Here is a 24,783-nt window from a genome sequence, read left to right as displayed (position 1 = left end):
AGTGCTTGTTAAAGCTTGTATAGACTTGCTAATAAAGTCTATGCCTGATTTCTACAGGGTAAACAATAGTTCTAGTTGATCATGTGTTTTGGCGCCAAGCAATTCAAGATTTTACTGCTTTGTGCTTTTTTCATAGAAATTTTCTCTTCAATAAAAACCGCTACAAAGTCTAAATAGCGTGCAGGAGAACCTGCAAGCAATGCACGATAACCCTCATCATGCTAGCAACACTAAACCAAACAGGCTCGTACAGGAGACCAGCCCGTACCTTTTGCAGCACGCCTACAACCCGGTCGAGTGGTACGCGTGGGGGGAAGAAGCTTTGGAGCGCGCAAAAAGGGAGAACAAGCCCATCTTTTTGAGCGTCGGCTACAGCGCGTGCCATTGGTGCCACGTGATGGCCCACGAGTCGTTCGAGGACGACGAGACTGCGAAAATAATGAACGAGCATTTCATCAGCATCAAGGTCGACAGAGAGGAGCGCCCAGACATTGACGACATTTACCAGCGCGTGTGCCAGCTTGCAACGGGCACTGGCGGCTGGCCACTCTCGGTTTTCCTGACGCCGAACCAAAAGCCATTCTACGTCGGCACGTACTTTCCAAAGGACGGCAGGCAATACAGCCTGCCGGGCTTCAAGACCATCTTGCTACAGCTGGCAGAGGCATACAAGAGTAAAAAGAACGAAGTCGAGTCGGCAAGCGCCGAGTTTATGGACGCGCTGTCGCAGACGGCACGTGACGTTGCCACTCTGCCTGCAGGCGAAGCAACAGCCAAGGCAGGCATAGAGCGCTCGATACTGGACGAGGCAGCCATGGGGCTCCTGCAGATGGGTGACACGATATACGGAGGCTTTGGTCAGGCTCCCAAGTTCCCAAATGCATCGAACCTGCTTTTTCTTCTGCGCTATTACGACATTTCCGGCATCAACCGCTTCCGCGATTTTGTCGTGTTCACGGCAGACAAGATGGCGCAGGGAGGCATACACGACCAGCTCGGAGGAGGATTTGCGCGCTACTCTACCGACCAGAAATGGCTCGTGCCGCACTTTGAAAAGATGCTGTACGACAACGCGCTTCTTGCGCAGCTGTATTCGGAACTGTTCCAGATAACCAAGGACGGGCAGCATATTGCCGTCCTGAGAAAGACGCTGGACTTTGTCATCCGTGAAATGACGCACCAAGAAGGCGGATTTTATTCGGCGCAGGACGCCGACTCTGAAGGCGAAGAAGGCAAGTTCTACCTATGGACCAAGAAGGAGATTAGGGAAATCCTGCAAGACCAGCAGCTTGCAATAGACGCGTTTTGCGAGCGCTATGGCGTGACAGAGGGAGGCAATTTCGAGTTCAAGAACATACTGAATGTCAGGTCGCCTGTCGCAAGCATTGCGCAGAGGTACGGCAAGACGCCGGACGAGATAACAAAGATAATCGAGGACTCGTCTACCAAGCTGTTTGCAGTCCGGGAAAAGCGCGTCAGGCCCGGCAGGGACGAAAAGGTCCTGACTTCGTGGAACGGCCTGATGATATCGGGGTTTGCCAAGGGCTATTTCGTCACCGGCGACGTACGGTATCTTGACGCGGCCAAAAACGCTGTCAGGTTCATCGAAAGCAGGCTTGCTTCTTCGCCGGACGGCAGGCTGATGCGCACTTTCAAGGACGGTCAGGCAAAGCTGAACGCGTACCTTGACGACTATGCGTTCTACGTGGCAGGGCTGCTCGACCTGTTTGCGGTAGAATCCAAGCCAGAGTACCTGGAAAAGGCGGCAAGGTACACAGAGTTCATGATCAGGCATTTCTGGGACGAAAAGGAGGGCAACCTGTTCTTTACCTCCGACGACCACGAGCAGCTTATAGTGCGCACCAAGAGCTTTCACGACCTTGCAATCCCCTCTGGCAACTCGATGGCCGCGTCGAATCTTCTCCGGCTGTACCACTATACGCAGAACAACGACTACCTCGACAAGGCAACGCGCATAATAAAGTCAGGGGCAAGGCCGGCCGCAGAAAACCCGTTTGGCTTTGGGCAGCTCTTGAACGCGATATACCTTTACGTAAAAAAGCCGGTCGAAGTCACGGTCATCGGAAAAGGCGGAGGCATGTCAGCGTGGCTGAAAGAGCAGTTCCTGCCCGACGGCATCACCGCGTTCGTGGCGGGAGATAATGACATACTGGCGCTGCAGAAATACCCGTTCTTCCAGGGCAGGAGTTCTGAAAAAGGTGAGACGGCGTTTGTGTGCAGGAACTTTACCTGTTCACTGCCGATAACGACGGGGAACGAGCTGGCACGCCAGCTAGGGCGGCGCTAGGCCCTGCTGATGTCTACGCTGACTCTTTCGCCCACCTGCGGCCTCCCTATCTTTTCATAGCGCCTCTTGGGCATCGTTATCTGTATCACCGTCTGCGAGTACGACCTGACGACAGTCTGGGGCTGGGCGCGAAGTATCGCCTCCAGTACCGGCTTTATCTGCTCCTTTACCTCCTTGTCCATGACGGCGCGGTCGATGGCCTCTATCATCATCTGCTGCTGCGACACCGTTTCCAGTTCGACGTCTTCGGTGAGTGCAAGCGTAACGTTTGCGCCGGTGTCTGTCAGCTGGGTTATCCTGAACCGAGGTGAATCGTCCATGCTCAATAGATAGAGGAAGTCGCTACTAAATATCAATCAATCCCTGAACATCTCTTCCTGCCCTATGTCGCGCTCCTTCCACGACAGGTACACCATTATCCCGGCGCTTAACGTGAACACCACGATATTGACAATAATGATGTCCATGCCGGCGCGCTCGTTGAGGCCGTGCAGCCGGACAAACGCGTACGCGACTGCCCCGACCATGGCTGCCATGCAGGCATAGATGCCATAGCGTGCCTGCCTGCTGTTCACGGCCATACTCCGAGAAACGTGCGTATAACTTTTGGCAACTCTGCAAATTGCCACTACAAGCTGCAAAAAATGCGAGAGTGTGTCTGCCATAGTCTCTCTGTCATCACGGCCAGTCATTGCGGCAAATGGCGGAAAAGTGTTTACCGCAAGATTTCGCCAGAAATTGCCGGCAGAAAATAGTTTTGCCAGATATAGCCAACCGCAAACCATGTAAATCCGGCAGGATTCTTGCATGAAAATGAAGCCTTATAGGTGATGCAGTGCAAGCGACAGCTTGGGATTAGGTTGGCAGCATTTATGAACAAGCTGCGCGCAAAGGGCGCAAACAAAATGAACAGAATGATGCGCAGCAGGATAGAGATCACTCACGACATATTGCGGCTCTGCGCTAACGAGCCGAAAAAGCGCACGCACATCATGTACAAGGCAAGCCTGTCGTTTGAACAGCTAAATGACTATGTGTCTCCCCTGCTTTCCAACGGCCTCCTTGCAAGGCGTGACGGATACAGAGAGCCGACGGATTGCGACAAACCCGGCGGGCACGTCTATTACATGACGACTGAAAAAGGCAAGCACGTGCTGCAAGACCTGGCAAAGGCGGTACGGCACGTAAACTCGCTCTTCAACAAGGTCCAGGCAATGTCTGAATAGGGCTCTGCATTGTAGAGCATCCGCGGCCTCTGACCGGCGGCAGTCTCTATTTAGCGGCACATAGTGCGCATAACTTTTAACGGCACGCGTACATAGCTTGCGCAGGCACACATGCAGCTGGTGAAAAAGTTTGAGATAAAGTCAAAGGACAGGATTATCGACTTTTTAAACAGCCAGCCGGTTGGAAGGGTGGCCTCAATCGACAAGAATGGCTACCCGCAGGTCATCCCGATGAACTTTGTGTGGATGGAGGCCGCGGTGTACATGCACTCGCATCCTATGGGCGAAAAGCTGGAGAACATGCTGCGTAACTCCAGGGTTGGCTTTGAAGTGGACCAGCACGTGTGCTTTTTGCCGTCATACTATTTCCACCCGACAGACGCGTCGCAGGCCGACACGCTCTACATTTCCGTGGTGATAAAGGGCAGGGCAGTCCTCGTCAGCGACGGCGAAGAAAAGGCAAGGGCGCTCAACGCGCTCATGGAGAAATACCAGAAGGAGGGCAGGTACGAGCTCCTTGCAGCAGAGATGCCGGTCGTGCACGAAGTGGCAATAATCAAGGTAATTCCCGATGAGATGCGGGGCAAGTACAAGGTAGGCCAGCACTGGTCTCGGCCCTACAGACTAAAAATGGCGCAGAACATCATCGAGCGCGAAGGGCTTGAAAACGCAAAAGCTGTGCTGGCGGTTATGGGCATCGAAGTCAAAAACGGCGCGCCAGAGGTAACAAGCGAGCCGGAGATGTAGACACGCACACATGCCCCGCTGCAACGTGCATACGGACTTTTTCGACGACTCGTGCGAAGCATGCAGGCAGGAGTATATGGAAATGAAGGGCGCCGGCGAACACGTTGAAGAAGAAAAAGAGAAAGAGGAGAAAAAATACAAAGAGTTCACGGAGGAGCGCGCAAAGAAATTGCTGGAGGAGGTCATGCTGCAGTACGTCAAGTCTGGGTCAACAGACCTTGAGGCGGTGGAAAAAGCCAAGGCCGTCGTGCGCAAGCAATGCGCAATACGAGGGATAAAGTACTGGCCTTGGCTCTAGGCCGGGATCTTTTTCTTTCTGGCGCCGGGGAAGATCATCTGCCCGACGTCCTTGTACATCTTTAGAAATTGACGGCCCTTTTCCGTTGTATAGTACTCTTTTTCCTCAGCCACATAATCGAGGAGCCCGCCGTCCTGCAACAGCTCTAGATATTCCTTCAGCTGTGGGAACGACAGGAAAGCCTTGTACATTATCCTCGTCTTTATCGCGCCGCCCTGTGCTATCTCCAGAATTGCGGCAGCGATGTCCATCCTGCTGCGATACTTCACGCTGGAGTTTTTGCAGTCATCAGTTAAATATCTGCTCTAGGCGGAACCTAGAAAAGAGTCCTGTACGCCTACTCCACATCTACCTTTTGCACGCGATCGGAGGCACGTTTTTCGTGCTCGTCAAGCTTTTTTAGCTCCGACAGCAGGAACTGGCGGTACTTCGAGCGCTCTTCCTTTGACAGAGCGTCTGCGTGCGAGCCGATTGCCGAGCCTATCGTGATGACGCGGTCCACAAGGTCGGTCGCAACTGCCGCGCCTATGGTCCCGACGCGCAGCATCGCGTCCAGCTGCCTGTGCACTATGCCGTTTAGCGTTTCAAGATCGCCAATGATTGCAAGCCCTTTTTTCGTTATCGAATACCTGCCGTCATCGTTTTCGGTCACTAATCCATCGTCAAGGAGCCGGCCAAGCAGCGGGTAGATGAGGCCGGGCGATGGCTTCCAGCGCCCTTCAGTCTGCGCTGTCGCCTTGTCGATTATCTCTTTTCCAGTCATTGGCTTTTCCTTCAGAAGTGTCAGGATGTAGTGGCGGGAAAATCCGCGCGGTATGGCACTTCCGACGCGTGCGAGCCATTCGCTTATCATATCACTAGTAATATCGCCAGTGATATATCAAGATATCGCTAGCGATTACACTGTTGAATATGCGGGATAGTGCGGGTGGAAAAACGACTGAGTTTATTACGATAGCAAAAGCAGCCATCTAATCAGCCGAATTCCCACCAGAACTTTGCACGCTATCCTTATTAGAAACATATACTGAAAATATTTTGTGAAAAGTGCGTATGTACAGCACTGTGCTGCACAGTGCTGTAATTTCCACAAATGCAGGAATTGGCAGACATGGGCAAGATAAACTATGTCTGCACAGCATGCGGCAAAGGCTTCACAACTGGCAACTCAGCTCGACGGCATGTACGCACAGTGGAGAAAGGGGGAGGATTGGCAGTTTCAGAGGCATCATATAGAGCAGGACTCGCAGCAGGTGTTTTTGTACCAGCGCTGCCGGGCAGACCACCCAAATTTGAAAACGTAAATAGAAGCCGCAGCAAGCCGCCAGTCGTTCTAGACCATGACGAATTCTTCAGAGGTTTCTGGCGGAGGGCAGGGGAGCTGTATTGCGAAGAGATATTTAAAGACCCAATCAAAAGACAACAGGTAGATAATCAGATCCAACTACAAAGGATACTGCGTATGAAGGAGTTAATGCACGAAGAGCAAGCAGAGAGAGAGCAAAATCTAGCCACTAATTCAGCAGCGGAAGCAGCAAGTACTTTTTATGAAGTATTCAAAACATGGTACAAATGGTAACGCGGAAGAGTAACCAGCAGTTAATAAGGTGACTGATGGAGACAGAGGTAGCCATCATTACATTCAAGAAAACACATATGTAGTCTGATCTTGCATTCTTACGCTCTTCCGCTCTGCCATTTTCTAATTCTGCTGCGAAGTACATTATTAGGCGAGTTCTTTTTTCGAAAATTCAAAAAATCATTAGAAGTGCCATCATATAAAGGATTCAAGAATTAGCTATCTTTTGTTCCTCTTCAAGACATTTGCCACCGGCCGCATCGCGACTTCTATTCTTCCTGCCACACCTACAAAGATGAAAGCGACTCCGACCCCTAAGAATATCCCGCCAAGCACATCCAGAGGATAGTGCCCGCCGACGTACACCCTGGATAGGCACACTAGGGCAGCCTCTGCCGCCAACCCTAGCGATATCGCGGTTTTCCTGCCAGCGCCCCTAAAGAGTGCCAGCGCGGTAGCGGCGCCTGCCGATGTTATCACTGCATGGCCCGACGGGAAGGAGAAATCCGGCTCTGCCGCAACAAGCAGATCGGATTGCGGGACTACGGGTCTTGGTCTTGCAACAATTTCCTTGGCAATGCTTCCAATCGGAATAAGAACAAGCAAGGTTATAGCCATCACGACCGCCGTTTTTTTGCCAGCCCCCCCGCCAAAGACAAAGATGAGGACGCCTGCCACAGTCCACACTACCTCTCTCCCATACTCTGTCAAGAGAATCATGAACTGGTTAAAAGGACCGGAAAGGTGAGAGTTGTTGACTGCAAGAAATGCAGATGCATCGTATTTCATCACCCCGGAATTGCCGTCAGGATTTACTCTCGGTGAGACTAGCACCGCCAAGACTATGAACGATGCGATTAGTATCAGAGAAATTGCAAGGTATTTTTTGTTATTCAAGGAAATGTATGTTTGATAAAGATCGAGTTGAGTTATAATAGTTAGCTCTGCTATATGTTGACGGTCTTTTTAGGATTCGCGCTCCGACAATTTTACAATTGTAAACTATTATTGCTATATGCGCATCATTCCCTAATAGGCCCAATGCAAGAACGTCATAACGCGCACGCACATGCGCATAATCACGGCGGCAGCCTGAGATGGGCAACTGCCAAGCACGCCCTCAGGTGCCTGATAGGATGCAACATAGGCGAAGGCATTGGAGCCGCAATCGGTTTTCTGCTCGGCTGGGACATGGCCTCCACTCTTGCCCTGGCAGTTGGGCTTGCGTTTGCAGTCGGGTACGCCTTTACCATGATACCCATGTTAAGGACTATGCCGTGGAAACAGGCCGCAAAAGTCACGGTCATCGGTGACACTGCAAGCATCTCGGCGATGGAAGTCACCGAGAACCTGCTTGCCTTTGTGATACCTGGTTTCATGATGGCCTCGCTTGCCGACGCGGTATTCTGGCTTGGAATGGGGATAATACTGCCGGCTGGATTTGCAGTTTCATACCCTGCCATGTACTGGGCCATGAAGAGCGAACAGCAAAAGACGGCGGTGCACAAGCAGCAGCACAAGCAGCAGCACTACCACCATAACTGACTACAGAACAGGCACCGCTTCCTCGCCTTTTTTTATCAGGTTGTAGTGGAGGTATATCCGCCTGTTCAGCCCCACAAGGAGTCCCGCTCCAAGCACCAGCATAAAGTCCGAGACAATGAACTCAAGGGCCGTCGCAGAGCCGGTTGCCTGCGCGCCTTCTGGGCTGTAGACAAAAAACATCGATGTCGAAGACCCTAGCAGGAGCATCGAGACAATGATGCGCACGGCCATTGCGCCCACGTACGTCATGTATATCGCCGTGCCACCCTTTGAATAAATGACTCCGTCGGCAGTCTTCCAGAACCTTAGCGCCTTGTCAGAGTAGCGGTTTGAGAAATACTCTGCAGCAAAAAAGGTCAGGACATAGGGCGTGGAGTAGATTATCGGAACGCCGCCTGCAAACGAATTGAGCACGAGATAGGAAGCAAACGCCACGTAAAAGATGCCAAGGCCGTACGTCTTTGCCCTGCTCACTTTGGAGCCGCGCACTGCAGTCCTAGTCCGGACATAGCCTATGAGCCCCATCACCACTATCGCAAACACGACAAGTAAACCTGCGGCACGCACAGGGTAGAGACTGATTACTTTTATGCCTTCAGCAAAAATGTCATAGAAAAAAATGCGTTATATTAGTCAGCAGCGCTTGATACAAGGCAGACGCAGACACGATTTTTTGCAAGCGTTGCAGTCAATTTCAGGCCAGAGCAAAGTCGTCTAAATAGGATTTGAGCATCGTTTATGGTAACTGTGCACAATATTAGCACTGTCAATGTTTGAACAAATACTCTGGGTAGTGTTGGGGTTCGCGCCGACACTCGCCGCCTTACACGCGGCAGACAAGATAGCGAAGAAGCCGCTAGAGGTGGAAGCATAGTGTCGTCGGGCAAGTATTTCAACAAGGGCGTCAAGGCTCTGGATTCACCGCACGTCGGCCACGTGGTCCGCGAGGCTGACGAGGCGATAGTGGTTTTCGGCGAGGGCGGCGACAGATATGACATACCCAAGTCAGAGGTCAGGTTTGCGGCAGCAAACGTGTTGATTGACCTTCCCTTCTCAGAGATAGCGAAAAAATACAAGGTCAGCAGAGACGCGCCTCTGCCGGCAAGCGCGGAGATCCACGAGGAAGCCGCCGGCGATGTCGACCTTGCGGCGTACGAGAAAAAGTACCCCAGATCGCTCTTTAACAAGGGAGTAAGGTCGCAGGACGAGGAACACGTCGGCCACGTCATGAAAGAGACAAGCGAGACGATAATAGTCTGGGGCCACCGTGACTGGCGCTTTGACATACCCAAGTCGAGGATAGTCGCAGTGGGAAGAAACGTCATCGTCGGCCTCGACTACAAGGATGTCTTTCAGTACAAGGTAGACAGAGACGCGCCGGTTCCGGCAGAAGAAGAAGCAGCAGAAGAGTAGGCTCACTCTGCCTTTTGTTCTGCCGCCGGAACCGCCGGCTCGGGCGGGTCCTTTCTGTACGCCGACTTTAGCCATACCGGCGTGATTATCGTAGTAGCCGCGACCATGATGATTATGGCAGTATAGATGTTGCCTGTGAGCGCGCCTGAAGACACACCGACTCCTGCAACGATGAGCCCGACTTCTCCCCGCGATATCATGCCTATCCCCACCTTCATCGACTTGTTGCGGCTCTTCAGGAAGAGCAATGCAGGCAGGCCGCATCCGGCCATCTTTGACACTATCGCCACTGCTATCATGGCACCTGCAATGAGCATCACCTCTGCATTGACGCCCCGCAAGTCTACTTGAGCGCCAATTATCGCAAAAAAGAGGGGTGCAAATATTATCTGCAGTTTGTCGACATACTCTTCGATCCTGTGGATAACCCGCGTGCTTGCGATTGCCATGCCCACGGCAAAAGCGCCCACGATGGGCGACAGGCCCACGAACGCGGCTATGCCGGCGGCCGCAAAGAACGCGGCAGTGGCGATGCCTTCAATGCTTCCCCTAGACTTCCACAGCCTTTCGACGTGTAGTAGCCGCGGTATGAGAAATATCGCGCCCACAAGAAGGGCGGCAAATATTCCAAGGATCTTTAGTATCAGAAACACGATTTCCGTTATGTCTGGCGCAGTGTTGCCCGTCTGCACCATCGTAGTCACTACGGAAAGCACGGCTATGGCAAGTATGTCGTCGACTATGGCCGCACCAAGTATCAGCCGGGCCTCTTTTGTCCGCATACGACCTAGCTCCGTCAGCACCTGCACCGAAATTGCGATGCTAGTGGCGGTGAGCGCAGTGGCGATGAGCATCGATTCTAGCGCGGCGAGGCCAAACTGCAAAAACACAAAGTAGCCTAGAAAGAAGGGCACCACGACTCCTATCGCGCCAACGGTGAACGCGGACGCGCCTCCCCTCAGGAATTCCCTCGGCGTTATTTCCAAGCCTGCGATGAACAATATGACCACCGCAGACATCTCGCCAATAGTCCTGACGGTCTCGTCAAGGTCCACGATGGGCCTGTCCTGAAACATGACAAGGCCGCCGAGCGCAAACGGTCCCACTATGATGCCTGCCACGAGCTCTCCGAGCACGACTGGCAGCTTTATCCGAGCAAACAGCTCGGCAAATATCTTGGCGGCAAAGAGCAGTATGCCAAGAGAGATCATGACGTGCAAAAACGCGGCATCGACTGCCAAGGAAAATAATAACCGCAATAAAGTAACGACGGCGTCTTAAAAGACTAGCTTCTCTTGGCCTGCTCCGACTTGAGCGTCTCAGTCAGCTGGAAAAATATTGGGTTTGCGCTCACGTCTACAAGGTTGAGCGTGCCGTTTTCCTTCACCACCTGCCGCTCGAACTTGTCCTTTCTCGCAAACACCACCGACGAATAATGTATTGTCCCTTTCAGTTTTTCCTGAACCACGCTTTCGGTATCAGGGAACGTCGCGTGCTGGAACACGAGGCCGTTGCACCAGTTCATCGACGCGATGCCGCCTCCTGCAGCGCGCGACTGCGAGAGCACGATGCGCACGAGATCCTCAAAGCCGTACTCTATCACTTCGTGCACTACCAGCTTTTTCCACGGCTCGATAGAGATTTCCAAGCCGGATGCAGTCTGCGGGCTAGAGTAATAACCCTAACTAATGCTGTACAGAGCATGTCAGAATATCACGGCGGCGACTGCGACCGGGCCGGGTCGGCCGGTCAAGCAACCACAGCTAGCTTTATTTCCAACATCCATCTTCTTCCCACGTACATACATACACAAACATACGCAGGCTATGGCATTAGCCTTGGCGCAAGCCTGAACCGCCCTTTTCCAGAGGTGCTGATAATGCCTACCAGAAAACAGAGGACATGAAGAAAATGGTGGGCACAAGAGAAAAATGAAAGGAATAGAATTTGCGCTGCTTGCGGCAGGTGCGGTCGCTGGCGCGTTTCTGCGCTACAAGATGGCCGAGTCGCCGGTTGTGCTAGGCACGCTACCACTAAACGTGCTGATAATCAACATTGCAGGCAGTTTCATCCTGGGCGTGTTTTCGATACTTGCCGCGGTATGGAACCTGGACTCTCGCTACTCATTGCTGGTGGCAATCGGCTTTTGCGGCTCACTCACCACCATGTCATCGTTTGCGCTAGAGACGAACAACCTTCTTGAGAACAGGCAGCTTGGCCTAGTTGCGCTTAACATAGCAGCCAACGTCGGCCTGTCGATAGGCGCGGTGATTGGCGGAAGGGCGATTGCAAGCGTGCTCTTGAAAGGATAAAATGATTATGACAACTATGGCTATCCTGCGCACATATCGACGCACTGCGGTGCGCGCACACACACGCTAAGTATAATAGGCTACTTTAAGCATCAACCATAACCACTTTTTGGACAAGTCTACGGTTTTCAACGAGGCAAGGAAGGCGGCGTGGGTCTCCATATGGACGCTGATAGCAATAGGCGTCGCCGAGGTCATGCTCTCGTTTTTCACAAGCAGCCTCACACTCTTTGCAGACGGCCTCGACTCGCTTGCTGACGCGCTAGTCTCGTTTGTCGTGTGGTTTGGCATACGGATGATCCACAAGCCAAAGAGCAGGCTGTTCCCCTTTGGATACACCAAGATAGAGAGTTTTGCAGCGTTCGTCGCCGCGGTCATCATCCTGTTCCTCGGCGGCTTTATCGTTTACAACGCGTACCAGCATTTCCTCCACCCCGAGCCGGTCGGCAACTATCCTGTCACGATGGCGGCCCTTGCAGGCGCCGGCGCGGTTTCGCTGCACCGTGCGTTCAAGGTGAGGAGCGTCGCCAAAAAGTACGACCTCATATCGCTCAACCTCGACGCCAAGAACTCGATAAAGGACGGCACCGCGTCGTTCGTGGGTCTTGCAAGCGTCGTTGCGGCATTCTTTGGCATCCCCTACATGGACGCAATAGGCAGCATCATGATAGCAGGGTACATCTTTTACATGGCGTTTACCGCGCTGAAAGAGTCGGCGCTCGTGCTTGTCGACGCGGTAAAGAACCCAGAGATGCAAGCCGAGATGATTCTCCACATCGAGAAAAAGTTCAACGTGAGGGTTGAAAAGATACTGCTCCGGCCTGCAGGGCAGGAATTCTATGCGCAGGTGCACGTGGAGCTTGACAGGAACATGAGCCTCGACAAGGCAAACGAGCTGATGTCCAAGATACGGGCGTCTGTCATGTCAGAGTTTGACACGGAAGACACGGTGATAATACCAAAGCCGGTCTAGGACGTGGATCGGTATATTATAGAAATTATATTAAATCAATAGTAATTATAGATATAAAGCTGTCATGATGAGAAATAGCATAATTGTTATAATAAATATAAAGAGAAAGCAGAAATATTAAAGTCACGAATAAAGGGCATATGTTGCCGCAGTCATCGTTCAGAAGAGAGGCGTTGCGGAGTGGCGCCAAGTACGGCGCGATTGCAGGGCTGATAGCGACGTGGTCAATATCGACGGCGATAGCGGCGTCGGAACTGGAGCTCGGTCTTCCCATAGGGACGTTCTACGCGGTGATGGGTATGAGCCTTGGCGCCGGCGGCTTTGGCCCTGCCGCGTACGTTGGCTTTGGCTTGCACCTACTGACCGGGACCCTGCTTGGCGCAGTCATAGGGTTTGCGATGTCCCGGTTTGCCATCATGAAATTCTTAAACCCGTACAGGGCGGTCGCCGCAGGCATTGGAGCAGGAGTCGCGGTGTGGCTTGTCCTGTTCCTCCCGGTGACTGAGCTCTTGGTGCAGCCCTCGATGGCAAGGATAAGCCACCTGCTTGCGCAGAGCATGCCGCTGCAGAGTGCGGCGCTTGGCAACGCAGACCAGTTCGTATGGGGAATTGCGCTCAGTGCAATCGTGTTCCACCTAGTATGGGGCGCCATATTTGGCTACATGACAAGCGCGTTTCTGCGCATCAAGGCGTTTCGCGCGGCGCATCCTGGTGAAGGAGGGATGATGCACTAAAATGACAATACAGGGCAAACATGCTTTACTGCAGAGCCGCGGCCTTGCCGTGGCTGGCGCAGGGGCCGCCTCGGGCCTCATAGGCTCGCTTGCAGTCTCGGCGCTGATACTGCTTGGAGAGAGGGTCGCGGGGCTGCCGGTGGGCACGTTCTACCTGATGCTTGTCTCTGCAATTTCGCAGGCGCAGGACTATAACACGTACGCCATAGTGCAGGGCCTGCTCCTGCACCTGCTTGCGGGGGCCGCAATCGGCCTTGTCATTTCGGCGCCCTTTGCAGTTTCAAGAAAGGCTTATTCGTCGCTCGGCAGGTTTGCGCCGGCGTACGGCCTTGCTGCAGGCGCGCTCGTCTGGGCCGCGTTGTTCCTGCCAGTCGCATACGGGACGATGGTGCCGCTCCTGCAGTCGCTTGACGGCCGATCTGTCGTAGACCAGCACACGCCCACCGGGATCCTGTTCCGCATTGCGGTTTCAGACATGCTCGCAATGATGGACAGAATTGTCTACAGCGCGCTTGCGTTCAACATGCTCTTTGGGCTGGTCGTGCTGGTGCTCACTAGGGCTTTATCAGAGGCTGCAATGGGCAGGTAATTTTATAAAGCCAACCAAGTCTTTCTCCGCACATGGTCCAGAGGCGCATCCTGAAGAGCCAGAGAAGATTAGGCGAGGCAGTCATGATAGCTTGCGGAGTCGGCCTCGGCATATTGGGCCTTGCGCTCAACATCCCGCAGATCTCGTTTGGCGGCCTCTGCATAATTGGCCTAGGCATATTCTCAATATTCTGGAGATAGCCATATGCGCAGCAAGAACATTATCATTGCGGTAATAGCGGTAGGCATCATAGTCTCGGCAGGCGCCGGCGCGTTCTTTGCAACCTCCTCTGCGCAAAAGCCACAGACCGACGAAGAATTTGCCAAGGCAGTATTTCAAAAGATGCAGTCGCCCACGATTGCAGCCGCCCCCGTGCTCGGCAACGCAAACGCCCCGGTGACGGTCGTAGAGTTTGGCGACTATTTGTGCACTTTTTGCCACAGGTTCCACCAGGACACCAAGGACAAGCTCATGGCCGACTATGTGCAGACAGGCAAGGCCAAGTTCGTGTTCAAGGACTTTCCGATAAACGACCACCTAGACGGCGGCTCGTCCCTCGGCGCGCAGGCGTCGTACTGCGCCGCTGACCAAGGCAAATTCTGGGAGTTCCACGATTTCATGTACAACAACTGGGGAGGCGAAAAGGCAGGATGGATAACCAAAGAGAACATGGCCGACTTTGCCCAGAAGGTAGGCATTTCAAACATCGATCAGTTCAAGTCGTGTCTTGACTCTGGCAAGTATGCAAGCGTAGTCAAGGACAATTTTAATCTGGCCAAGACCGTCGGGCTGAACGCGACGCCCAGCTTTGTGATAATCCCGGCAAACGGCCGGCCTGAGCCCATCGTGGGCGCTCAGCCTTACCAGGTGTTCCAAGAAGTGCTGAACAAGTACACCACTACTACTAGCGGCTGACCGCGTACCTCTTGCCGGTTAGTGAGAGCAGCGTTTCCGAGACTTCCTTCAAGAGCGCGTCCACTTCAGAGTTTGTTTCTGCCACCTGCTTTTTCAGCTGGTCAAGCCATTGCCGCTCTCTTGCAAGACCCTCCTCGTGCTGGGCTATGATGGTCTCGGCCTCCCTTGCGTGCTGGACCGCGTGGATTTTGCCCTGGCGCAATGTCGCAATCTCTGCGGAAATAGAGGCCGCGTCCTTTTGCAGCTGCGGAAGGGATGACTGGATGGACGCAAGGTGCGAGAGCGCCCTGTCCGAGTCCTTCAGCTGTATCTGGCCGGAGGCGACTGACTTGTAGACCTCTGCAAGGAGCGCAGAGTAGGGCGATATGTCCTGCTCGGCAAGCGCTGACCACGGCTCCTCCGACAGCACCCGAAGACGCCTCTCGGTCTCTTTTGACACGCCGTACGAGTATTTCGACAGCGCCCTTGAAACGTGCGAAAACATCTCGGCAAGCTGCGCATTGAACTGCTCCTGCCTCTTTTCAGCCTGCGCGAGTTTTTCGGCCGTGGCCTTGGCCTCTGCAAACTCGGACGAGCTAGAGAGCGCCGCAAGCTCTTCTTTCAGCCTTGCAAGGTCGGATTCAATTACAGAAATGCGCTCCTGCGTGGCCTGTGCGGCCTGCTCGTCCGCCCTTGCCGACGAGATCTTTTGCAAAACGGTGTTGAGCGTATTTGAGCACCTTACCGCCGGCGCGCGCTCTTGCTCAAACGCAGATATCGCGGCCTTGGCGTCTTTCAGCAGGTCTTCAAGCTCGCCAAGCTCGCCCTTCATGTTGGAAGCGTGCTTTTTGAGGAAATAGTTGAGCATCTTGCTGTGCGAGCCGGTGACCTCGCCAAAGCGATGTATCATCGACTCCATCCTCTCCTTGAACTTTTTCGCGTCTCCTAGCGTCTGCACCTGCGGCAGTTCGGATGACGCCTCGCGCCTGAGCGCGGACACCACCATCTTTTTGGTGTTTTCGATGTTGGAGCCGAACCTCTTTTCAAGCTCCTCAAGTTTCAGCTTTTCCTTCTCCATCCCGTCGGCGATGGCCGCAAGGGACGCAAGCGTGCGCGCCGCAGAGTCCCTCGCCGGCGCAAGCCGGGAGGAGAGCGACTGCACTCGGGCCGACTCGATGCTGTCAAGAAGCGACTGAACGTCCTGTATGGAGAGCGTGCCGGCCTGCGGCATGTCCGGCGCAACGGTGGCCGTCCCGCTTTTTTCGGCCTCTTTCTTTTTGAATAACCCAAATGGCACGAGAATCTCTGACGCATCATGAACAAAAAACTGTTGCGGATCAGGGGAAAGGCTTAATGCGCAGTTTGAGGCTATTTTCTCATGGCCGAGGGGCTTGCCTCTGCTCCAAAGCACCCGGTACTTGCTCGTGCCAAGGCGTGGTTTGTGCTCCACGAGCAGACACTTTTGATAGTAAACTGCGTAAGCATAGCGCTCTTGTTCTTCCTCCACATGTTCGGCTCTTTCGTCCCGGTGTCTGCGCCGGCGCTTGCAAGCATCGTCAACGCCTTTGCGATAGTGCTTGCAGCGTTCATCTTTGCAAGCGTGGTGTGGAAGGGAGTAGTGCCGGCGGTGATATGCCTGCTAGGGGTAGTCCTCATGCACAACGCGGTAATCCTGCCGTACTACCCGGCCGCAAATCCGGCGTTTACCGACTTTATGATGAGAGGCGAGGATATTACGAGGGGATCTGCAGAGGTCTCGTCGCAGGTCGCCTCAACCATGCACTTTTTCCTCGGTCTGGGCATGGTGGCCTTTGCCATCACCCTTGCATACAAGCCCGGCTTTCTTTTCGCGAGGAACCGCCCGCGGCAGGAGGAAGAGGACGATTCCTGGTCAAAGTATCCGATATGGTACGACAATGTCAAGCTGGTGGGCGACCACAGGGAACAGATGGTGCAGGCAAAGACCCTGATGGAGGACAGAGACAGGTATCTCGTATGGCGCTATGAATACGTGCTTGCGTATGTTTACGGCACGGCCCATCTCGTCAGGCCGGACGGGCTTGTGCCCAGAAAAGACACGACGTTTGTGAGGGACGAGGAAAGTGGATTGCTTGTGGGCAAGGCCCGCTACAGCGGTTACTTTACCTGATGATAATGACAAGAATGATGATGATAATGCAAAATTTTTAAAGGGTCGTACACACACCGTTCTTGATGATTTCCACCGTCGTCATATTCGTGCTTGCCTTTGCCGCGCTCGGCCTACTTCTGGGCTTTGCGGCCACGTTTGACGTCCATCCGCAGCACGAGCGCGCAACCAGTGCAGGCGTTGGCCCAAGCAGCAATAACGGTAGCAACACGTCAATCACGTTTGGCGATCAGGTAAACGTGCAGGTAAAGCCGGCTGGCCAATAATAGCCTCCTCTCTCTGTTTTGAGGTTTGGCGCCAACGTTTTAACCGGCGGGCACCAACGTTCTGGCATTGGACGCCGAGACGCAAAAAGCCGCAGAACAGATGATATCTCAGGAGGTAGACGCCGTAGGCTCCAACCCCGCAAGGGTAAAGGGCAACGGCTGCGCCGCGTGCCATGTCCTTTTTACGCTCGTAGACAGGATGGGACAAAGCGAGACCGACGCGGCTGACCTCCTGTCAGAAATCTTGACTGAAAGGCCGGCGCTGAACGACCGTTTTATCGAGATGGTGGAGAGCATACACATGAAGCAGCGGATGGCGGGCGTCACGTTTTCCATAAAGACGCGGGAGGCAAAGGACCGCTACATCGACTCGCAGTTCAAAAACGCGCTGGACGAGCTTTTGAGCGACTCTGCAAGTTTTGGCGCAGAGCTGGCAATCCGCAAGCTGGTAGTCGCGCACATTTCCCTGCAGGTAGCCCAGAATCTAGGGATAGACTATCACGCCGCGACGGAGGAACTGTACTACTACATGAGAAAGCATGGCGAGGAGACGCACGACCAACTTATGCAGCTTGTCAGGTCCATGATAGAGAGGGGCGCCAAGGAAAAATGAAGGAAAAAGGGCGGGTGTTCGACCTTGACGATCTCCTTGGAAAAATAGACAAGGACGGCTACTGGGTGGATTTCATAAAGGTGAGGCACCTTGAGGCAGGCGTGCTTCGGCTGTTTCCCGGCGAGGAGGACACCCAGACTCCGCACGACGCAGACGAGTTGTATTTCGTAGTCGAGGGCAGCGGGTTTCTCAGCATGGGAAAAGAGAACATGCCGATAAAGAAAGGCTCCGTGCTGTTCGTGCCTGCGCACATGCCGCACCAGTTTTACGGCAACATAGACACGCTCGTGGTGTTGTACGTGTTTGCGGAATAGGTATAAATCAGCCCTCGCCTGAATGAAAGGAGAATACAACATGCCGATAGCCGATGCGACAAAGAAACAGATCGCTCAGCAGCGCAGGCTCTACTTCAAGATATGCTTCCGCTGCGGTGGCAAGAACCCAATATCTGCGTCAAGGTGCAGAAAGTGCCACAGCGACCAGATGCGCCTGAAGAACAGGACACTGGGTGCCAAGAAGTAAGAAAGGGTTCAACCCTTTTCACATTTTACGTTTTCAAGGTTTTCGTACTAGTTATTGAAAAAGTAGATTATGGAAGGGGAGGGAGATTCGGACCCTCGACTACCTGTCATGGCAGCAGTCGGTCGCGATCAAATAGTAGCAGCCTCCTATCGCAAAGAAGACAGTCGTCGAAAACAGCTATCGGATCTATAAATATGCACATAGACCATGCTCAGCAAAAGATTGTCGCAGAGACAAAATAAACCATCTCGGTATTATTACATCGAATTTGTCATTTCGTCATCGAGCATGCCGCCCAAAACATCAGACGACTAGCGCGTATGCAATGACAAAACGACAAAATCAAAGGCCGAATCGAGCTGCCTAATGGTTGGCTGTCTGGTGCGGGTCTCGATCTCGCTCAAAACATCTTCGGCCTGTTCGATTTGAGCGAATTTTTCGCGGTCCAGGCCGCAATTACGACATGAACCCAGCGAATATTCATTCGGTTTACCGCAACTGGGGCAATCGATCTCTCTAATCATGAGAACAAAGTACACAGCCATATTATACAAGAGTACCGATTTGCATGATAGTATGTCTTTAGAGAAAGTCATTTTTAATATGGCTGTGTAGCTGAGCAAGCAGGCTACGTGATTAGACCGGCATACACCTGGCTGCCCACACACGTATGTATTGTCGTAATTGCTTCTCCAAATATGCGCACAAATAGGATAGCGGCTCGTCCAGTAATTAGCCGACTAGGCCATCGTACTTGCGCTATGCACTTATTCATGAATAAGCAAATCTTAAGAGCGATACTGCTTACCGGTTTGCTATCAGGCATGATAGCAAACGTGCCTGAGCAAGTCACAACGTAGCATAACCTGCGTACTGCATTCAGCCAGACCCCTGCCGGTTTTTGCCTAATCGCGGCAGGGGCTATAATTTTTAGTCAAGCATGAGTCAGGACGTCATGCCAAAGCAAGTTCTCACAGAACAACCTACATACACATACATATTGAAAGCAATGCCGGCCCGTGAGCTTACAGGTAAATGATCAGGTGTTAGAAAAATTTCACTAGCTCAAAAGAGCTAGCTGTAGCTTCATCTTAGAGCTGACTTGTGTACGAGAAGTTTTTCGCTTTGCAAACCCATTATATTTTGACAATCGTATAATATTTTACCGCAAGCAAGAACGGGGTGACTTGCAGAAAGGCATCGAACAGCACACGGCACCTAACCGGCGACGGTTATATCGCCACGCCGGTTAGGGCAGTAAATTATTTTCAGAATAAAACATTTTGTAGAGTAAAATGGTTCGTTTCAATCATGTTTACTGCATAAAACGCACGAGTGTAGAATTATACCTTTTCGATTATGATTGTATTACATTGTACACTTACCAGCCAATAAGCAATCCTCAAGAACGATATTCTTTGATAGTTCGCAATCAGGCATTGCACAACCGTGCCTGAGAACATCAAACGTAACGCGGTGCTTGACTTGGTCGGCCGCGCCCCTGCCGGTATAGTTGTTGTCTGGTATCGGCAGGGGCTAATTATGATTTACCCCTGCCGCGATTAAACGATCGGAGGTAGCAGCGGCAGGGGCTTTTGCCATGTTCATGAATTCAGCTTACATCATTACATGCTCGGGCACGATTGCAGACATGCTCGATACTATTAGTTAGAAGGTCCCATAATAATGAGTATCGTGCAAAATATAGTCGCTAAATGTGTTATTGGACTGTTGCATTGTGCAAATACAACAAGTCTACAGGCAAACATGCATTTTTAAACCAAATATTTGAAACAAGCCCCTACTTTCAAAGTTAGCAAGCAGGGGCGCACCTTTGTACGCGTGCCCCCGAGCAAGCCTCCGCAGTGCAAACTCTAATGGAGGAGGCCACCTTGCAAATTGTGTTTAGCTAGTTACGAAAGCGAGTCTCTTGATTATTAGTATGCCGTTATGAACGACAACATGAACAAACTATTTTCGTTTGTAACGAGGGGTGCCAGATGAAAAAGCGTGCCAATAACCGCACCAGGTTCGAGATTGTACACGATATTCTAGCGCTGTGTCTGTCACCGCAGAAACAAACTCAAATTATGAGCAGCGTGCGCCTAAGTTATAACCAGACAATTTACTACTTGGCTGTCTTGCTTGATAACGGCCTAATAGAAAGCGAGCTGCGCGAAAGTGTGACAGACTTGGGGCAAACACGGTACGCAAAGACTACCGAGAAAGGTCGCGAGTTATTACAAATGTTGGCCAGCACAATCAAAGCGACAGAATCAATTTTCGAGACAATATCAAAAGCCAAATTGCAAGCTATGGTCTAATTTGCAATATTGCCACCAATAGTCGAGCAAGTTCGTCTGTTTTGCCTGCTCGTTTTCATAAAAGACATCTTCTGGCAATCGGGCTAGTATTGGTTAGATCTCTTTCTGTCAAAGTCAAGACAGATACACAAACGACAGCAAAACCGTATACAGCCGAACGAGCAGGTAACTCCGGCGGTCTTAAGTTCTGCGGAGGAGACAAGCGAAAAACAAGTGGATGGGGAGAGATTCGAACTCTCGACCACCTGTGTGTGAGACAGGTATCCTAACCAGACTAGACCACCCATCCACTGCGAGCGTGTGTGTTTGCTTTCGATTGACCGATAATATATGTTCAGCTACGTTCCTTCCGCAAACCCGTCGAGGTATGCCTTTTGCTCCGGCGTGAGCTTGTCAATGTCGACGCCCATCGACTGCAGTTTTGCCAGCGCAATTTCCTGGTCCTGCTGCTTGTCGATATTATAGACAATCGGTTTCATCGTGCCTTTCGACTGCGCCAGGCGCAGCACAGACAGGAACTGGTTTGCAAAACTCATGTCCATGACCTCCGACGGGTGGCCTTCTGCTGCTGCCAAATTGACGAGCCTTCCCTCGCCGATGAGGTAGACACGGCTTCCGTTCTTTAGGCTGTACTGCATCGTGTGCTGGTTGATTTCCTTCGTGCCGGTGGACTGCTTTTCAAGGTCAGGAATCGAGATCTCGACGTTAAAATGGCCAGCGTTTGCAAGTATCGCGCCGTCCTTCATCTTGGCAATGTCGTCTGCCACAATCACGTCCTTGCAGCCCGTAGTTGTGATGAAAACGTCTCCTACTTCTGCAGCGCTGTTCATTGGAGCCACGGAAAAGCCGTCGAGCTTTGCCTTCAACGCTGCAATTGGGTCTACTTCAGTCACTATTACGTTTGCCCCAAGGCCGGACGCCCTTTTTGCCACTCCCTTGCCCACGTGGCCGTACCCCGCTACTACGACGCTCTTGCCAGACAGGAGAACGTTCGTGGCTCGGATTATGCCGTCAAGCGCCGACTGGCCAGTGCCGTACACGTTGTCAAAGTCATGTTTTGTTTCAGCGTCGTTTACCGCGATTACAGGATAGAGCAGTTTTCCGGCCTTTTGCAGCGCGCGCAGGCGCACCACGCCGGTAGTGGTTTCTTCGGTGCCTCCGTACAGAGGGCCGGCAAGGCCGCCCTTTTTGCCCTGCTCAAGGGCCTCGTGCATCTCTACAGTCAGGTCCGCCCCGTCGTCGATTGTAACGTGCGGGTTCAGCTTCATCGAGTTGTGTATGTCATCATAGTATTCCTTTGTGGAAACTCCGCGGCTTGCGAAAACTGAAACGCCGTCGTGCTTGACCAGCGACGCCGCGACATCGTCCTGCGTTGAAAGCGGATTGCAGCCGCACCACGACAGCTCTGCGCCTGCCGCCTTTAGCGTCCGTGCAAGGACGCCGGTCTCTTTGGTCACGTGCAGGCATCCTGTCACCCTGATGCCTTTCAGTGGCTTGGTCTCGCTGTATTTCTTTCTTAGCGCAACAAGGACGGGCATGTGCGCCTCTGCCCAGTCTATTCGCCTCTTGCCTTCCTCGGCAAGCGCAAGGTCTTTGACGCGGTATTCCATGAAAACTGCAAGGGCCGGCGCCATATATTACGTGTTCGCTAGAGGAGACCGCGCCGGAGCATTATCGCCATCACGTGCTCGTCAGTCACGGGCGCAAAGTCCTCGTAAAACTCGCCTACCGCGCCAAAGTCCGCCGGCGCCGCAAGCACGGTCACGGAATCTGCCTCGTGCCTCAGCGCATCGACCGTCTGTGCCGGCGCCACTGGCGCGGCTATAGTGAGAGACGCCGGCTGGTGTTTCCTTATCCACCTTGCGGCGGCAATTGCAGTCGCGCCGGTGGCAACCCCGTCGTCGACAAGGACGACTTCTTTTCCCCGGATGTCGTAGGGCAGGCCGGCCTTGCGGTACTTGGACAGCCTTCTTTCTATCTCGGCCACTTGCCTTTCCTTTTCCTTCTCTATGTACTCCTCCTTGACCCTGAGTGCAATTACTACGTAGCGGTTGACATAGTCGGTGCCGTCGGCCATGACCGCGCCGATTGCAAGCTCCTCGTTTCCGGGCGCGCCTAGCTTTCTTGGTATGACGATGTCAAAGCCCGCCCCCAGCTTGCCGGCGACAATGTCCGCAAGGACGACTCCGCCCCGCGGTATTCCTAGTACGAGTGCGCCCTTTTTCACCGCCGGCGCAAGCACTTCTGCAAGCGCGTTGCCCGCGTCTGCCCGGTTCTGAAACTTCACGAGATAGATCCGGCCGGCGCAGTTTTTAAGCGTTCAGCTGTCCAAAACTATAATTCACTGCCCTGCCGTCTCTTGCACCTGTGCGCAGGCTCCAGATAGCAGTCATCGGCTACAACAAAGATAGGTGCACTGACGCGGCAAGAAAGGCGGCGTACGAGGTGGGAAGCGAGATAGCAAGGGCCGGCGCGGTGCTGGTGTGCGGGGGCCTCGGCGGGGTCATGGAGGAGGCTTGCAGGGGCGCCAAGGACAACAACGGCACTACTGTCGGCATCATCCCGCAGGACGACTTTTCCTATGCGAACAAGTACTGCGACATCGTAATCTGCACGACCATCGGGCTTGCCCGCGACTTTATCGTGGCCGGCTCTGCCGACGGAATAATCGCAGTCGGCGGCGGGGTCGGCACCCTGACCGAATTGACGGTCGGCTACATGATGAAAAAGCCGATGGCCGCAGTAAAGGGAAGCGGAGGGACTGCAGACGAATACAGCGGCAGGCATCTAGACGAGCGCAAGCGCGTAGAGATAACCACGTCATCAAGCCCGAGAGAAGCTGTCAATACAATATTGGATAAAATCCAGAAGAATAATAATGCCGGGCTGGGGCACGACAGCCTGCCGGACACAACGTGACGATGTCACGCGTGCTTCAGTAGATTCTGCCGTTACTTGCACACCTGTCCCGAGAGACAGGAGGGCGTTCTGGCAGCCACATGAACTTGCGCCAAGAGCCTATACCCTTTGCGTAGTTTTCTGACGGATCGTGCTTTTCCAGTTCGGCACCTTCTATACACAGAAAAACGATTTAAGACTTTCTGTCATTTTGTGCAGCAAAAGCTAGGCCCGATAGTTGACTAGGTATGGGTCTGGCTGGTAGAACTGCCCGTATTTTGCCGCCAGGTCCCGAAGCATCTTAACCACGTCCTGCGGACCAAATTCTTGCACAGTCGCAAACAGCTCTTTCTTCAGGCCCATGCCGAGCCTTAGCGCCTTTTCAAGTTCTGCCCTGTCGCAGACGCCGTTTGTTATGAGCCACGCCGCATTGTTTGCAGCTACTGCAAGCAGCTTTATCGGATTGTAGGTTGCAGCCTCTTGCTCTGTCAGGTTGACGCGCTCGTACTTGTCGCCGCTGTACTGGTAAAAGCCCTTGCCGGTCTTTTGACCCAGGTTCTTTTCGTCGAACAGCTGCTTGACTTTGGGGTGCGGGAAAATGACCTTGGTGTCGCGCATGTGCATCTCTACCGTCGCCTTGTGTATCACGTCAAGGCCGGTATAGTCTGCCAGCTCGAAAATCCCCATCGGAAAAGACATCCTGAACTTTACTGCCGAGTCTATCTGCGTCATAGACGCGTTGTCGCGCTCCATGCAATACACCGCCTCATGCACCAGCGGGATAAAGACGCGGTTTACGATAAAGCCCGGCACATCCTTTTTGCACAGGACCGGCTGCTTGCCCACCTTTTTGCAATAGTCCATCGCCATGTCCACCATGCCCGAGTTGCTCTTTGCGCCAGGTATCACCTCCACAAGCGGCATCAGCTGCGGCGGGTTGAAAAAGTGCAGACCGATAAAGCGCTCCGGCCTGTTCGTGAGCGCGGCCATGTCGGTTATTGGGAGCGTGCTGGTATTGGAGGCATAGAGCGTCTTTTCTTCTGCAAAGCTGTCCACCTCTGCATACACTTTTTTCTTTAGGTTCATGTCCTCCGGCACTGCTTCTATGAGCAGGTCTGCGCCTTTCAGGGCAGTCTTCAAATCAACGATGGGAGTGATGCGCGCAAATATCCTGTCCGCGTCCTCCTGCGACAGCTTTTGCTTTTCGACCAGCTTGCCCAGCGACCACTTTATCTTTTCCATTGCCTTGTCGAGGAACGACTGCTCGATGTCGCGAAGCGTAACGTTGTAGCCAGCCATCGCGGAAACCTGCGCTATGCCGTGGCCCATCACGCCGGAGCCAAGGACGGTTATCTTGTTTATTGAGACGGACATGTTATGCACACATGATTGC

At 53.0% G+C, this 24,783-nt stretch carries 32 protein-coding genes, 1 tRNA gene and 1 riboswitch; of the genes, 20 read left to right on the top strand and 13 right to left on the bottom strand.

All coding sequences use genetic code 11. The annotated features are described in order from the left end of the window. The first annotated feature begins 199 nt into the window (after positions 1–199). Positions 200–2,308 (top strand): thioredoxin domain-containing protein, encoded by a 2,109-nt coding sequence (locus ACYOR7_RS03155; protein ID WP_479913086.1) that lies wholly within the window; start codon positions 200–202, stop codon positions 2,306–2,308. On the opposite strand, the gene ACYOR7_RS03150 is transcribed toward ACYOR7_RS03155, so the two are convergent. Beyond that, a complete protein-coding gene (locus ACYOR7_RS03150) occupies positions 2,305–2,628 on the bottom strand; it encodes a hypothetical protein (RefSeq protein WP_294806092.1) in 324 nt (107 codons plus the stop codon). The genes ACYOR7_RS03155 and ACYOR7_RS03150 overlap by 4 nt on opposite strands. Positions 2,629–2,664: 36 nt before the next feature. Then, positions 2,665–2,883 (bottom strand): hypothetical protein, encoded by a 219-nt coding sequence (locus ACYOR7_RS03145; RefSeq protein WP_479913085.1) that lies wholly within the window; start codon positions 2,881–2,883, stop codon positions 2,665–2,667. Between the two features lie 297 nt (positions 2,884–3,180). Here ACYOR7_RS03145 and sso10a (ACYOR7_RS03140) point away from each other — a divergent pair, with 297 nt between their 5' ends. The 3 genes from sso10a (ACYOR7_RS03140) to ACYOR7_RS03130 all read left to right on the top strand — a co-directional run bounded on the left by sso10a (ACYOR7_RS03140) (position 3,181) and on the right by ACYOR7_RS03130 (position 4,579). Next, positions 3,181–3,534, top strand: coding sequence for an Sso10a family chromatin protein (gene sso10a, locus ACYOR7_RS03140; RefSeq protein ID WP_294806088.1), 354 nt, complete (start codon positions 3,181–3,183; stop codon positions 3,532–3,534). Positions 3,535–3,645: 111 nt separating this feature from the next. Beyond that, the gene (locus ACYOR7_RS03135) at positions 3,646–4,281 is read left to right on the top strand and encodes a pyridoxamine 5'-phosphate oxidase family protein (RefSeq protein ID WP_479913084.1); all 636 of its coding nucleotides are present in this window, start codon (positions 3,646–3,648) and stop codon (positions 4,279–4,281) included. Positions 4,282–4,291: 10 nt separating this feature from the next. Further along, positions 4,292–4,579 (top strand): hypothetical protein, encoded by a 288-nt coding sequence (locus tag ACYOR7_RS03130; protein WP_294806085.1) that lies wholly within the window; start codon positions 4,292–4,294, stop codon positions 4,577–4,579. On the opposite strand, the gene sso10a (ACYOR7_RS03125) is transcribed toward ACYOR7_RS03130, so the two are convergent. Together sso10a (ACYOR7_RS03125) and ACYOR7_RS03120 are read right to left on the bottom strand one after the other, a co-directional pair. Further along, positions 4,576–4,848 (bottom strand): Sso10a family chromatin protein, encoded by a 273-nt coding sequence (gene sso10a / locus ACYOR7_RS03125; protein ID WP_075054325.1) that lies wholly within the window; start codon positions 4,846–4,848, stop codon positions 4,576–4,578. The two genes, ACYOR7_RS03130 and sso10a (ACYOR7_RS03125), sit on opposite strands and share 4 nt — an antisense overlap. 68 nt (positions 4,849–4,916) lie before the next feature. Beyond that, positions 4,917–5,432 carry a PadR family transcriptional regulator gene (locus ACYOR7_RS03120; protein ID WP_479913083.1) on the bottom strand — a complete coding sequence of 172 codons (516 nt, stop codon included), beginning with the start codon at positions 5,430–5,432 and terminating at the stop codon, positions 4,917–4,919. Between the two features lie 258 nt (positions 5,433–5,690). On the opposite strand from ACYOR7_RS03120, the gene ACYOR7_RS03115 reads away from it, so the two are divergent. Further along, a complete protein-coding gene (locus tag ACYOR7_RS03115) occupies positions 5,691–6,158 on the top strand; it encodes an immunoglobulin domain-containing family protein (protein ID WP_479913082.1) in 468 nt (155 codons plus the stop codon). A gap of 219 nt (positions 6,159–6,377) precedes the next feature. Here ACYOR7_RS03115 and ACYOR7_RS03110 read toward each other — a convergent pair whose 3' ends face one another. After that, positions 6,378–7,055, bottom strand: a complete 678-nt coding sequence (locus ACYOR7_RS03110; protein ID WP_479913081.1) for a phosphatase PAP2 family protein — start codon at positions 7,053–7,055, stop codon at positions 6,378–6,380. 144 nt (positions 7,056–7,199) lie between these two features. Here ACYOR7_RS03110 and ACYOR7_RS03105 point away from each other — a divergent pair, with 144 nt between their 5' ends. Further along, positions 7,200–7,703: a DUF4396 domain-containing protein gene (locus ACYOR7_RS03105; RefSeq protein WP_479913080.1), complete on the top strand. Its 504-nt coding sequence runs from the start codon at positions 7,200–7,202 to the stop codon at positions 7,701–7,703. Here ACYOR7_RS03105 and ACYOR7_RS03100 read toward each other — a convergent pair whose 3' ends face one another. Then, the gene (locus ACYOR7_RS03100; protein ID WP_479913079.1) at positions 7,704–8,246 is read right to left on the bottom strand and encodes a hypothetical protein; all 543 of its coding nucleotides are present in this window, start codon (positions 8,244–8,246) and stop codon (positions 7,704–7,706) included. It abuts the gene before it with no gap. A gap of 330 nt (positions 8,247–8,576) precedes the next feature. Between ACYOR7_RS03100 and ACYOR7_RS03095 the strand changes: the two genes are divergently transcribed. Further along, the gene (locus tag ACYOR7_RS03095) at positions 8,577–9,116 is read left to right on the top strand and encodes a hypothetical protein (protein ID WP_479913078.1); all 540 of its coding nucleotides are present in this window, start codon (positions 8,577–8,579) and stop codon (positions 9,114–9,116) included. A gap of 2 nt (positions 9,117–9,118) precedes the next feature. Here ACYOR7_RS03095 and ACYOR7_RS03090 read toward each other — a convergent pair whose 3' ends face one another. Continuing rightward, positions 9,119–10,357 carry a cation:proton antiporter gene (locus ACYOR7_RS03090; RefSeq protein ID WP_479913077.1) on the bottom strand — a complete coding sequence of 413 codons (1,239 nt, stop codon included), beginning with the start codon at positions 10,355–10,357 and terminating at the stop codon, positions 9,119–9,121. 44 nt (positions 10,358–10,401) lie between these two features. After that, positions 10,402–10,764: a hypothetical protein gene (locus tag ACYOR7_RS03085; RefSeq protein WP_294805667.1), complete on the bottom strand. Its 363-nt coding sequence runs from the start codon at positions 10,762–10,764 to the stop codon at positions 10,402–10,404. Positions 10,765–10,929: 165 nt separating this feature from the next. Further along, positions 10,930–11,009, top strand: a riboswitch (Fluoride riboswitch). 38 nt (positions 11,010–11,047) lie between these two features. Between ACYOR7_RS03085 and crcB the strand changes: the two genes are divergently transcribed. The 6 genes from crcB (at position 11,048) to ACYOR7_RS03055 (ending at position 14,639) form a co-directional block, all read left to right on the top strand. After that, on the top strand, positions 11,048–11,428 hold the full coding sequence (gene crcB / locus ACYOR7_RS03080) for a fluoride efflux transporter CrcB (RefSeq protein WP_479913076.1): 381 nt from the start codon (positions 11,048–11,050) through the stop codon (positions 11,426–11,428). Between the two features lie 109 nt (positions 11,429–11,537). Then, positions 11,538–12,401: a cation diffusion facilitator family transporter gene (locus ACYOR7_RS03075; RefSeq protein ID WP_294805669.1), complete on the top strand. Its 864-nt coding sequence runs from the start codon at positions 11,538–11,540 to the stop codon at positions 12,399–12,401. A gap of 140 nt (positions 12,402–12,541) precedes the next feature. Continuing rightward, on the top strand, positions 12,542–13,135 hold the full coding sequence (locus ACYOR7_RS03070; protein ID WP_294805670.1) for a hypothetical protein: 594 nt from the start codon (positions 12,542–12,544) through the stop codon (positions 13,133–13,135). 1 nt (position 13,136) lies between these two features. Next, a complete protein-coding gene (locus tag ACYOR7_RS03065; protein ID WP_479913075.1) occupies positions 13,137–13,724 on the top strand; it encodes a hypothetical protein in 588 nt (195 codons plus the stop codon). Positions 13,725–13,756: 32 nt separating this feature from the next. Next, entirely contained in the window at positions 13,757–13,924 is a 168-nt protein-coding gene (locus ACYOR7_RS03060; RefSeq protein WP_294805672.1) for a hypothetical protein, read from the top strand. 4 nt (positions 13,925–13,928) lie between these two features. Next, a complete protein-coding gene (locus tag ACYOR7_RS03055) occupies positions 13,929–14,639 on the top strand; it encodes a DsbA family protein (RefSeq protein WP_294805673.1) in 711 nt (236 codons plus the stop codon). On the opposite strand, the gene ACYOR7_RS03050 is transcribed toward ACYOR7_RS03055, so the two are convergent. Continuing rightward, positions 14,629–15,915 carry a hypothetical protein gene (locus tag ACYOR7_RS03050; RefSeq protein WP_479913074.1) on the bottom strand — a complete coding sequence of 429 codons (1,287 nt, stop codon included), beginning with the start codon at positions 15,913–15,915 and terminating at the stop codon, positions 14,629–14,631. The two genes, ACYOR7_RS03055 and ACYOR7_RS03050, sit on opposite strands and share 11 nt — an antisense overlap. An 81-nt stretch (positions 15,916–15,996) precedes the next feature. Between ACYOR7_RS03050 and ACYOR7_RS03045 the strand changes: the two genes are divergently transcribed. The 6 genes from ACYOR7_RS03045 to sso10a (ACYOR7_RS03020) all read left to right on the top strand — a co-directional run bounded on the left by ACYOR7_RS03045 (position 15,997) and on the right by sso10a (ACYOR7_RS03020) (position 20,492). Next, positions 15,997–16,767, top strand: a complete 771-nt coding sequence (locus ACYOR7_RS03045) for a hypothetical protein (protein WP_479913073.1) — start codon at positions 15,997–15,999, stop codon at positions 16,765–16,767. Between the two features lie 62 nt (positions 16,768–16,829). Continuing rightward, a complete protein-coding gene (locus tag ACYOR7_RS03040) occupies positions 16,830–17,033 on the top strand; it encodes a hypothetical protein (protein WP_479913072.1) in 204 nt (67 codons plus the stop codon). 67 nt (positions 17,034–17,100) lie between these two features. After that, a complete protein-coding gene (locus tag ACYOR7_RS03035; protein ID WP_479913071.1) occupies positions 17,101–17,646 on the top strand; it encodes a hypothetical protein in 546 nt (181 codons plus the stop codon). Continuing rightward, entirely contained in the window at positions 17,643–17,960 is a 318-nt protein-coding gene (locus ACYOR7_RS03030) for a cupin domain-containing protein (protein ID WP_479913070.1), read from the top strand. The genes ACYOR7_RS03035 and ACYOR7_RS03030 overlap by 4 nt, the downstream gene beginning before the upstream one ends. Before the next feature lie 40 nt (positions 17,961–18,000). After that, the gene (locus ACYOR7_RS03025; protein ID WP_294805679.1) at positions 18,001–18,168 is read left to right on the top strand and encodes a 50S ribosomal protein L40e; all 168 of its coding nucleotides are present in this window, start codon (positions 18,001–18,003) and stop codon (positions 18,166–18,168) included. A 2,000-nt stretch (positions 18,169–20,168) separates the two neighbouring features. Further along, entirely contained in the window at positions 20,169–20,492 is a 324-nt protein-coding gene (gene sso10a / locus ACYOR7_RS03020; protein WP_366137587.1) for an Sso10a family chromatin protein, read from the top strand. A 214-nt stretch (positions 20,493–20,706) separates the two neighbouring features. Here sso10a (ACYOR7_RS03020) and ACYOR7_RS03015 read toward each other — a convergent pair. The 3 genes from ACYOR7_RS03015 to ACYOR7_RS03005 all read right to left on the bottom strand — a co-directional run bounded on the left by ACYOR7_RS03015 (position 20,707) and on the right by ACYOR7_RS03005 (position 22,779). Further along, positions 20,707–20,781 (bottom strand) — tRNA-Val (locus tag ACYOR7_RS03015). Positions 20,782–20,830: 49 nt separating this feature from the next. Beyond that, on the bottom strand, positions 20,831–22,102 hold the full coding sequence (ahcY, locus tag ACYOR7_RS03010) for an adenosylhomocysteinase (protein ID WP_479913069.1): 1,272 nt from the start codon (positions 22,100–22,102) through the stop codon (positions 20,831–20,833). Positions 22,103–22,140: 38 nt separating this feature from the next. After that, on the bottom strand, positions 22,141–22,779 hold the full coding sequence (locus tag ACYOR7_RS03005) for a phosphoribosyltransferase (RefSeq protein ID WP_294805681.1): 639 nt from the start codon (positions 22,777–22,779) through the stop codon (positions 22,141–22,143). An 80-nt stretch (positions 22,780–22,859) separates the two neighbouring features. Between ACYOR7_RS03005 and ACYOR7_RS03000 the strand changes: the two genes are divergently transcribed. Beyond that, the gene (locus ACYOR7_RS03000) at positions 22,860–23,411 is read left to right on the top strand and encodes a TIGR00725 family protein (protein ID WP_479913068.1); all 552 of its coding nucleotides are present in this window, start codon (positions 22,860–22,862) and stop codon (positions 23,409–23,411) included. Between the two features lie 204 nt (positions 23,412–23,615). On the opposite strand, the gene ACYOR7_RS02995 is transcribed toward ACYOR7_RS03000, so the two are convergent. Further along, on the bottom strand, positions 23,616–24,764 hold the full coding sequence (locus ACYOR7_RS02995) for a 3-hydroxyacyl-CoA dehydrogenase family protein (RefSeq protein WP_479913067.1): 1,149 nt from the start codon (positions 24,762–24,764) through the stop codon (positions 23,616–23,618). Positions 24,765–24,783: the final 19 nt, after the last annotated feature.

It is taken from the genome of Candidatus Nitrososphaera sp. 86-2 (assembly GCF_056726185.1).
This window is presented reverse-complemented; position numbering and strand designations above follow the sequence as displayed.

What these genes read in the sequence shown, in the direction of transcription:
- ACYOR7_RS03045 (WP_479913073.1), top strand. Translation starts at nt 15,997, where the DNA reads ATGGCCGAGGGGCTTGCCTCTGCTCCAAAGCACCCGGTACTTGCTCGT.
- ACYOR7_RS03150 (WP_294806092.1), bottom strand. Translation starts at nt 2,628, where the DNA reads ATGGACGATTCACCTCGGTTCAGGATAACCCAGCTGACAGACACCGGC.
- sso10a (WP_366137587.1), top strand. Translation starts at nt 20,169, where the DNA reads ATGAAAAAGCGTGCCAATAACCGCACCAGGTTCGAGATTGTACACGAT.
- ACYOR7_RS03065 (WP_479913075.1), top strand. Translation starts at nt 13,137, where the DNA reads ATGACAATACAGGGCAAACATGCTTTACTGCAGAGCCGCGGCCTTGCC.
- ACYOR7_RS03120 (WP_479913083.1), bottom strand. Translation starts at nt 5,432, where the DNA reads ATGATAAGCGAATGGCTCGCACGCGTCGGAAGTGCCATACCGCGCGGA.
- ACYOR7_RS03130 (WP_294806085.1), top strand. Translation starts at nt 4,292, where the DNA reads ATGCCCCGCTGCAACGTGCATACGGACTTTTTCGACGACTCGTGCGAA.
- crcB (WP_479913076.1), top strand. Translation starts at nt 11,048, where the DNA reads ATGAAAGGAATAGAATTTGCGCTGCTTGCGGCAGGTGCGGTCGCTGGC.
- ACYOR7_RS03055 (WP_294805673.1), top strand. Translation starts at nt 13,929, where the DNA reads ATGCGCAGCAAGAACATTATCATTGCGGTAATAGCGGTAGGCATCATA.
- ACYOR7_RS03025 (WP_294805679.1), top strand. Translation starts at nt 18,001, where the DNA reads ATGCCGATAGCCGATGCGACAAAGAAACAGATCGCTCAGCAGCGCAGG.
- ACYOR7_RS03030 (WP_479913070.1), top strand. Translation starts at nt 17,643, where the DNA reads ATGAAGGAAAAAGGGCGGGTGTTCGACCTTGACGATCTCCTTGGAAAA.
- ACYOR7_RS03135 (WP_479913084.1), top strand. Translation starts at nt 3,646, where the DNA reads ATGCAGCTGGTGAAAAAGTTTGAGATAAAGTCAAAGGACAGGATTATC.
- ahcY (WP_479913069.1), bottom strand. Translation starts at nt 22,102, where the DNA reads ATGGAATACCGCGTCAAAGACCTTGCGCTTGCCGAGGAAGGCAAGAGG.
- ACYOR7_RS03070 (WP_294805670.1), top strand. Translation starts at nt 12,542, where the DNA reads ATGTTGCCGCAGTCATCGTTCAGAAGAGAGGCGTTGCGGAGTGGCGCC.
- ACYOR7_RS03105 (WP_479913080.1), top strand. Translation starts at nt 7,200, where the DNA reads ATGCAAGAACGTCATAACGCGCACGCACATGCGCATAATCACGGCGGC.
- ACYOR7_RS03155 (WP_479913086.1), top strand. Translation starts at nt 200, where the DNA reads ATGCACGATAACCCTCATCATGCTAGCAACACTAAACCAAACAGGCTC.
- sso10a (WP_294806088.1), top strand. Translation starts at nt 3,181, where the DNA reads ATGAACAAGCTGCGCGCAAAGGGCGCAAACAAAATGAACAGAATGATG.
- ACYOR7_RS02995 (WP_479913067.1), bottom strand. Translation starts at nt 24,764, where the DNA reads ATGTCCGTCTCAATAAACAAGATAACCGTCCTTGGCTCCGGCGTGATG.
- ACYOR7_RS03115 (WP_479913082.1), top strand. Translation starts at nt 5,691, where the DNA reads ATGGGCAAGATAAACTATGTCTGCACAGCATGCGGCAAAGGCTTCACA.
- ACYOR7_RS03060 (WP_294805672.1), top strand. Translation starts at nt 13,757, where the DNA reads ATGGTCCAGAGGCGCATCCTGAAGAGCCAGAGAAGATTAGGCGAGGCA.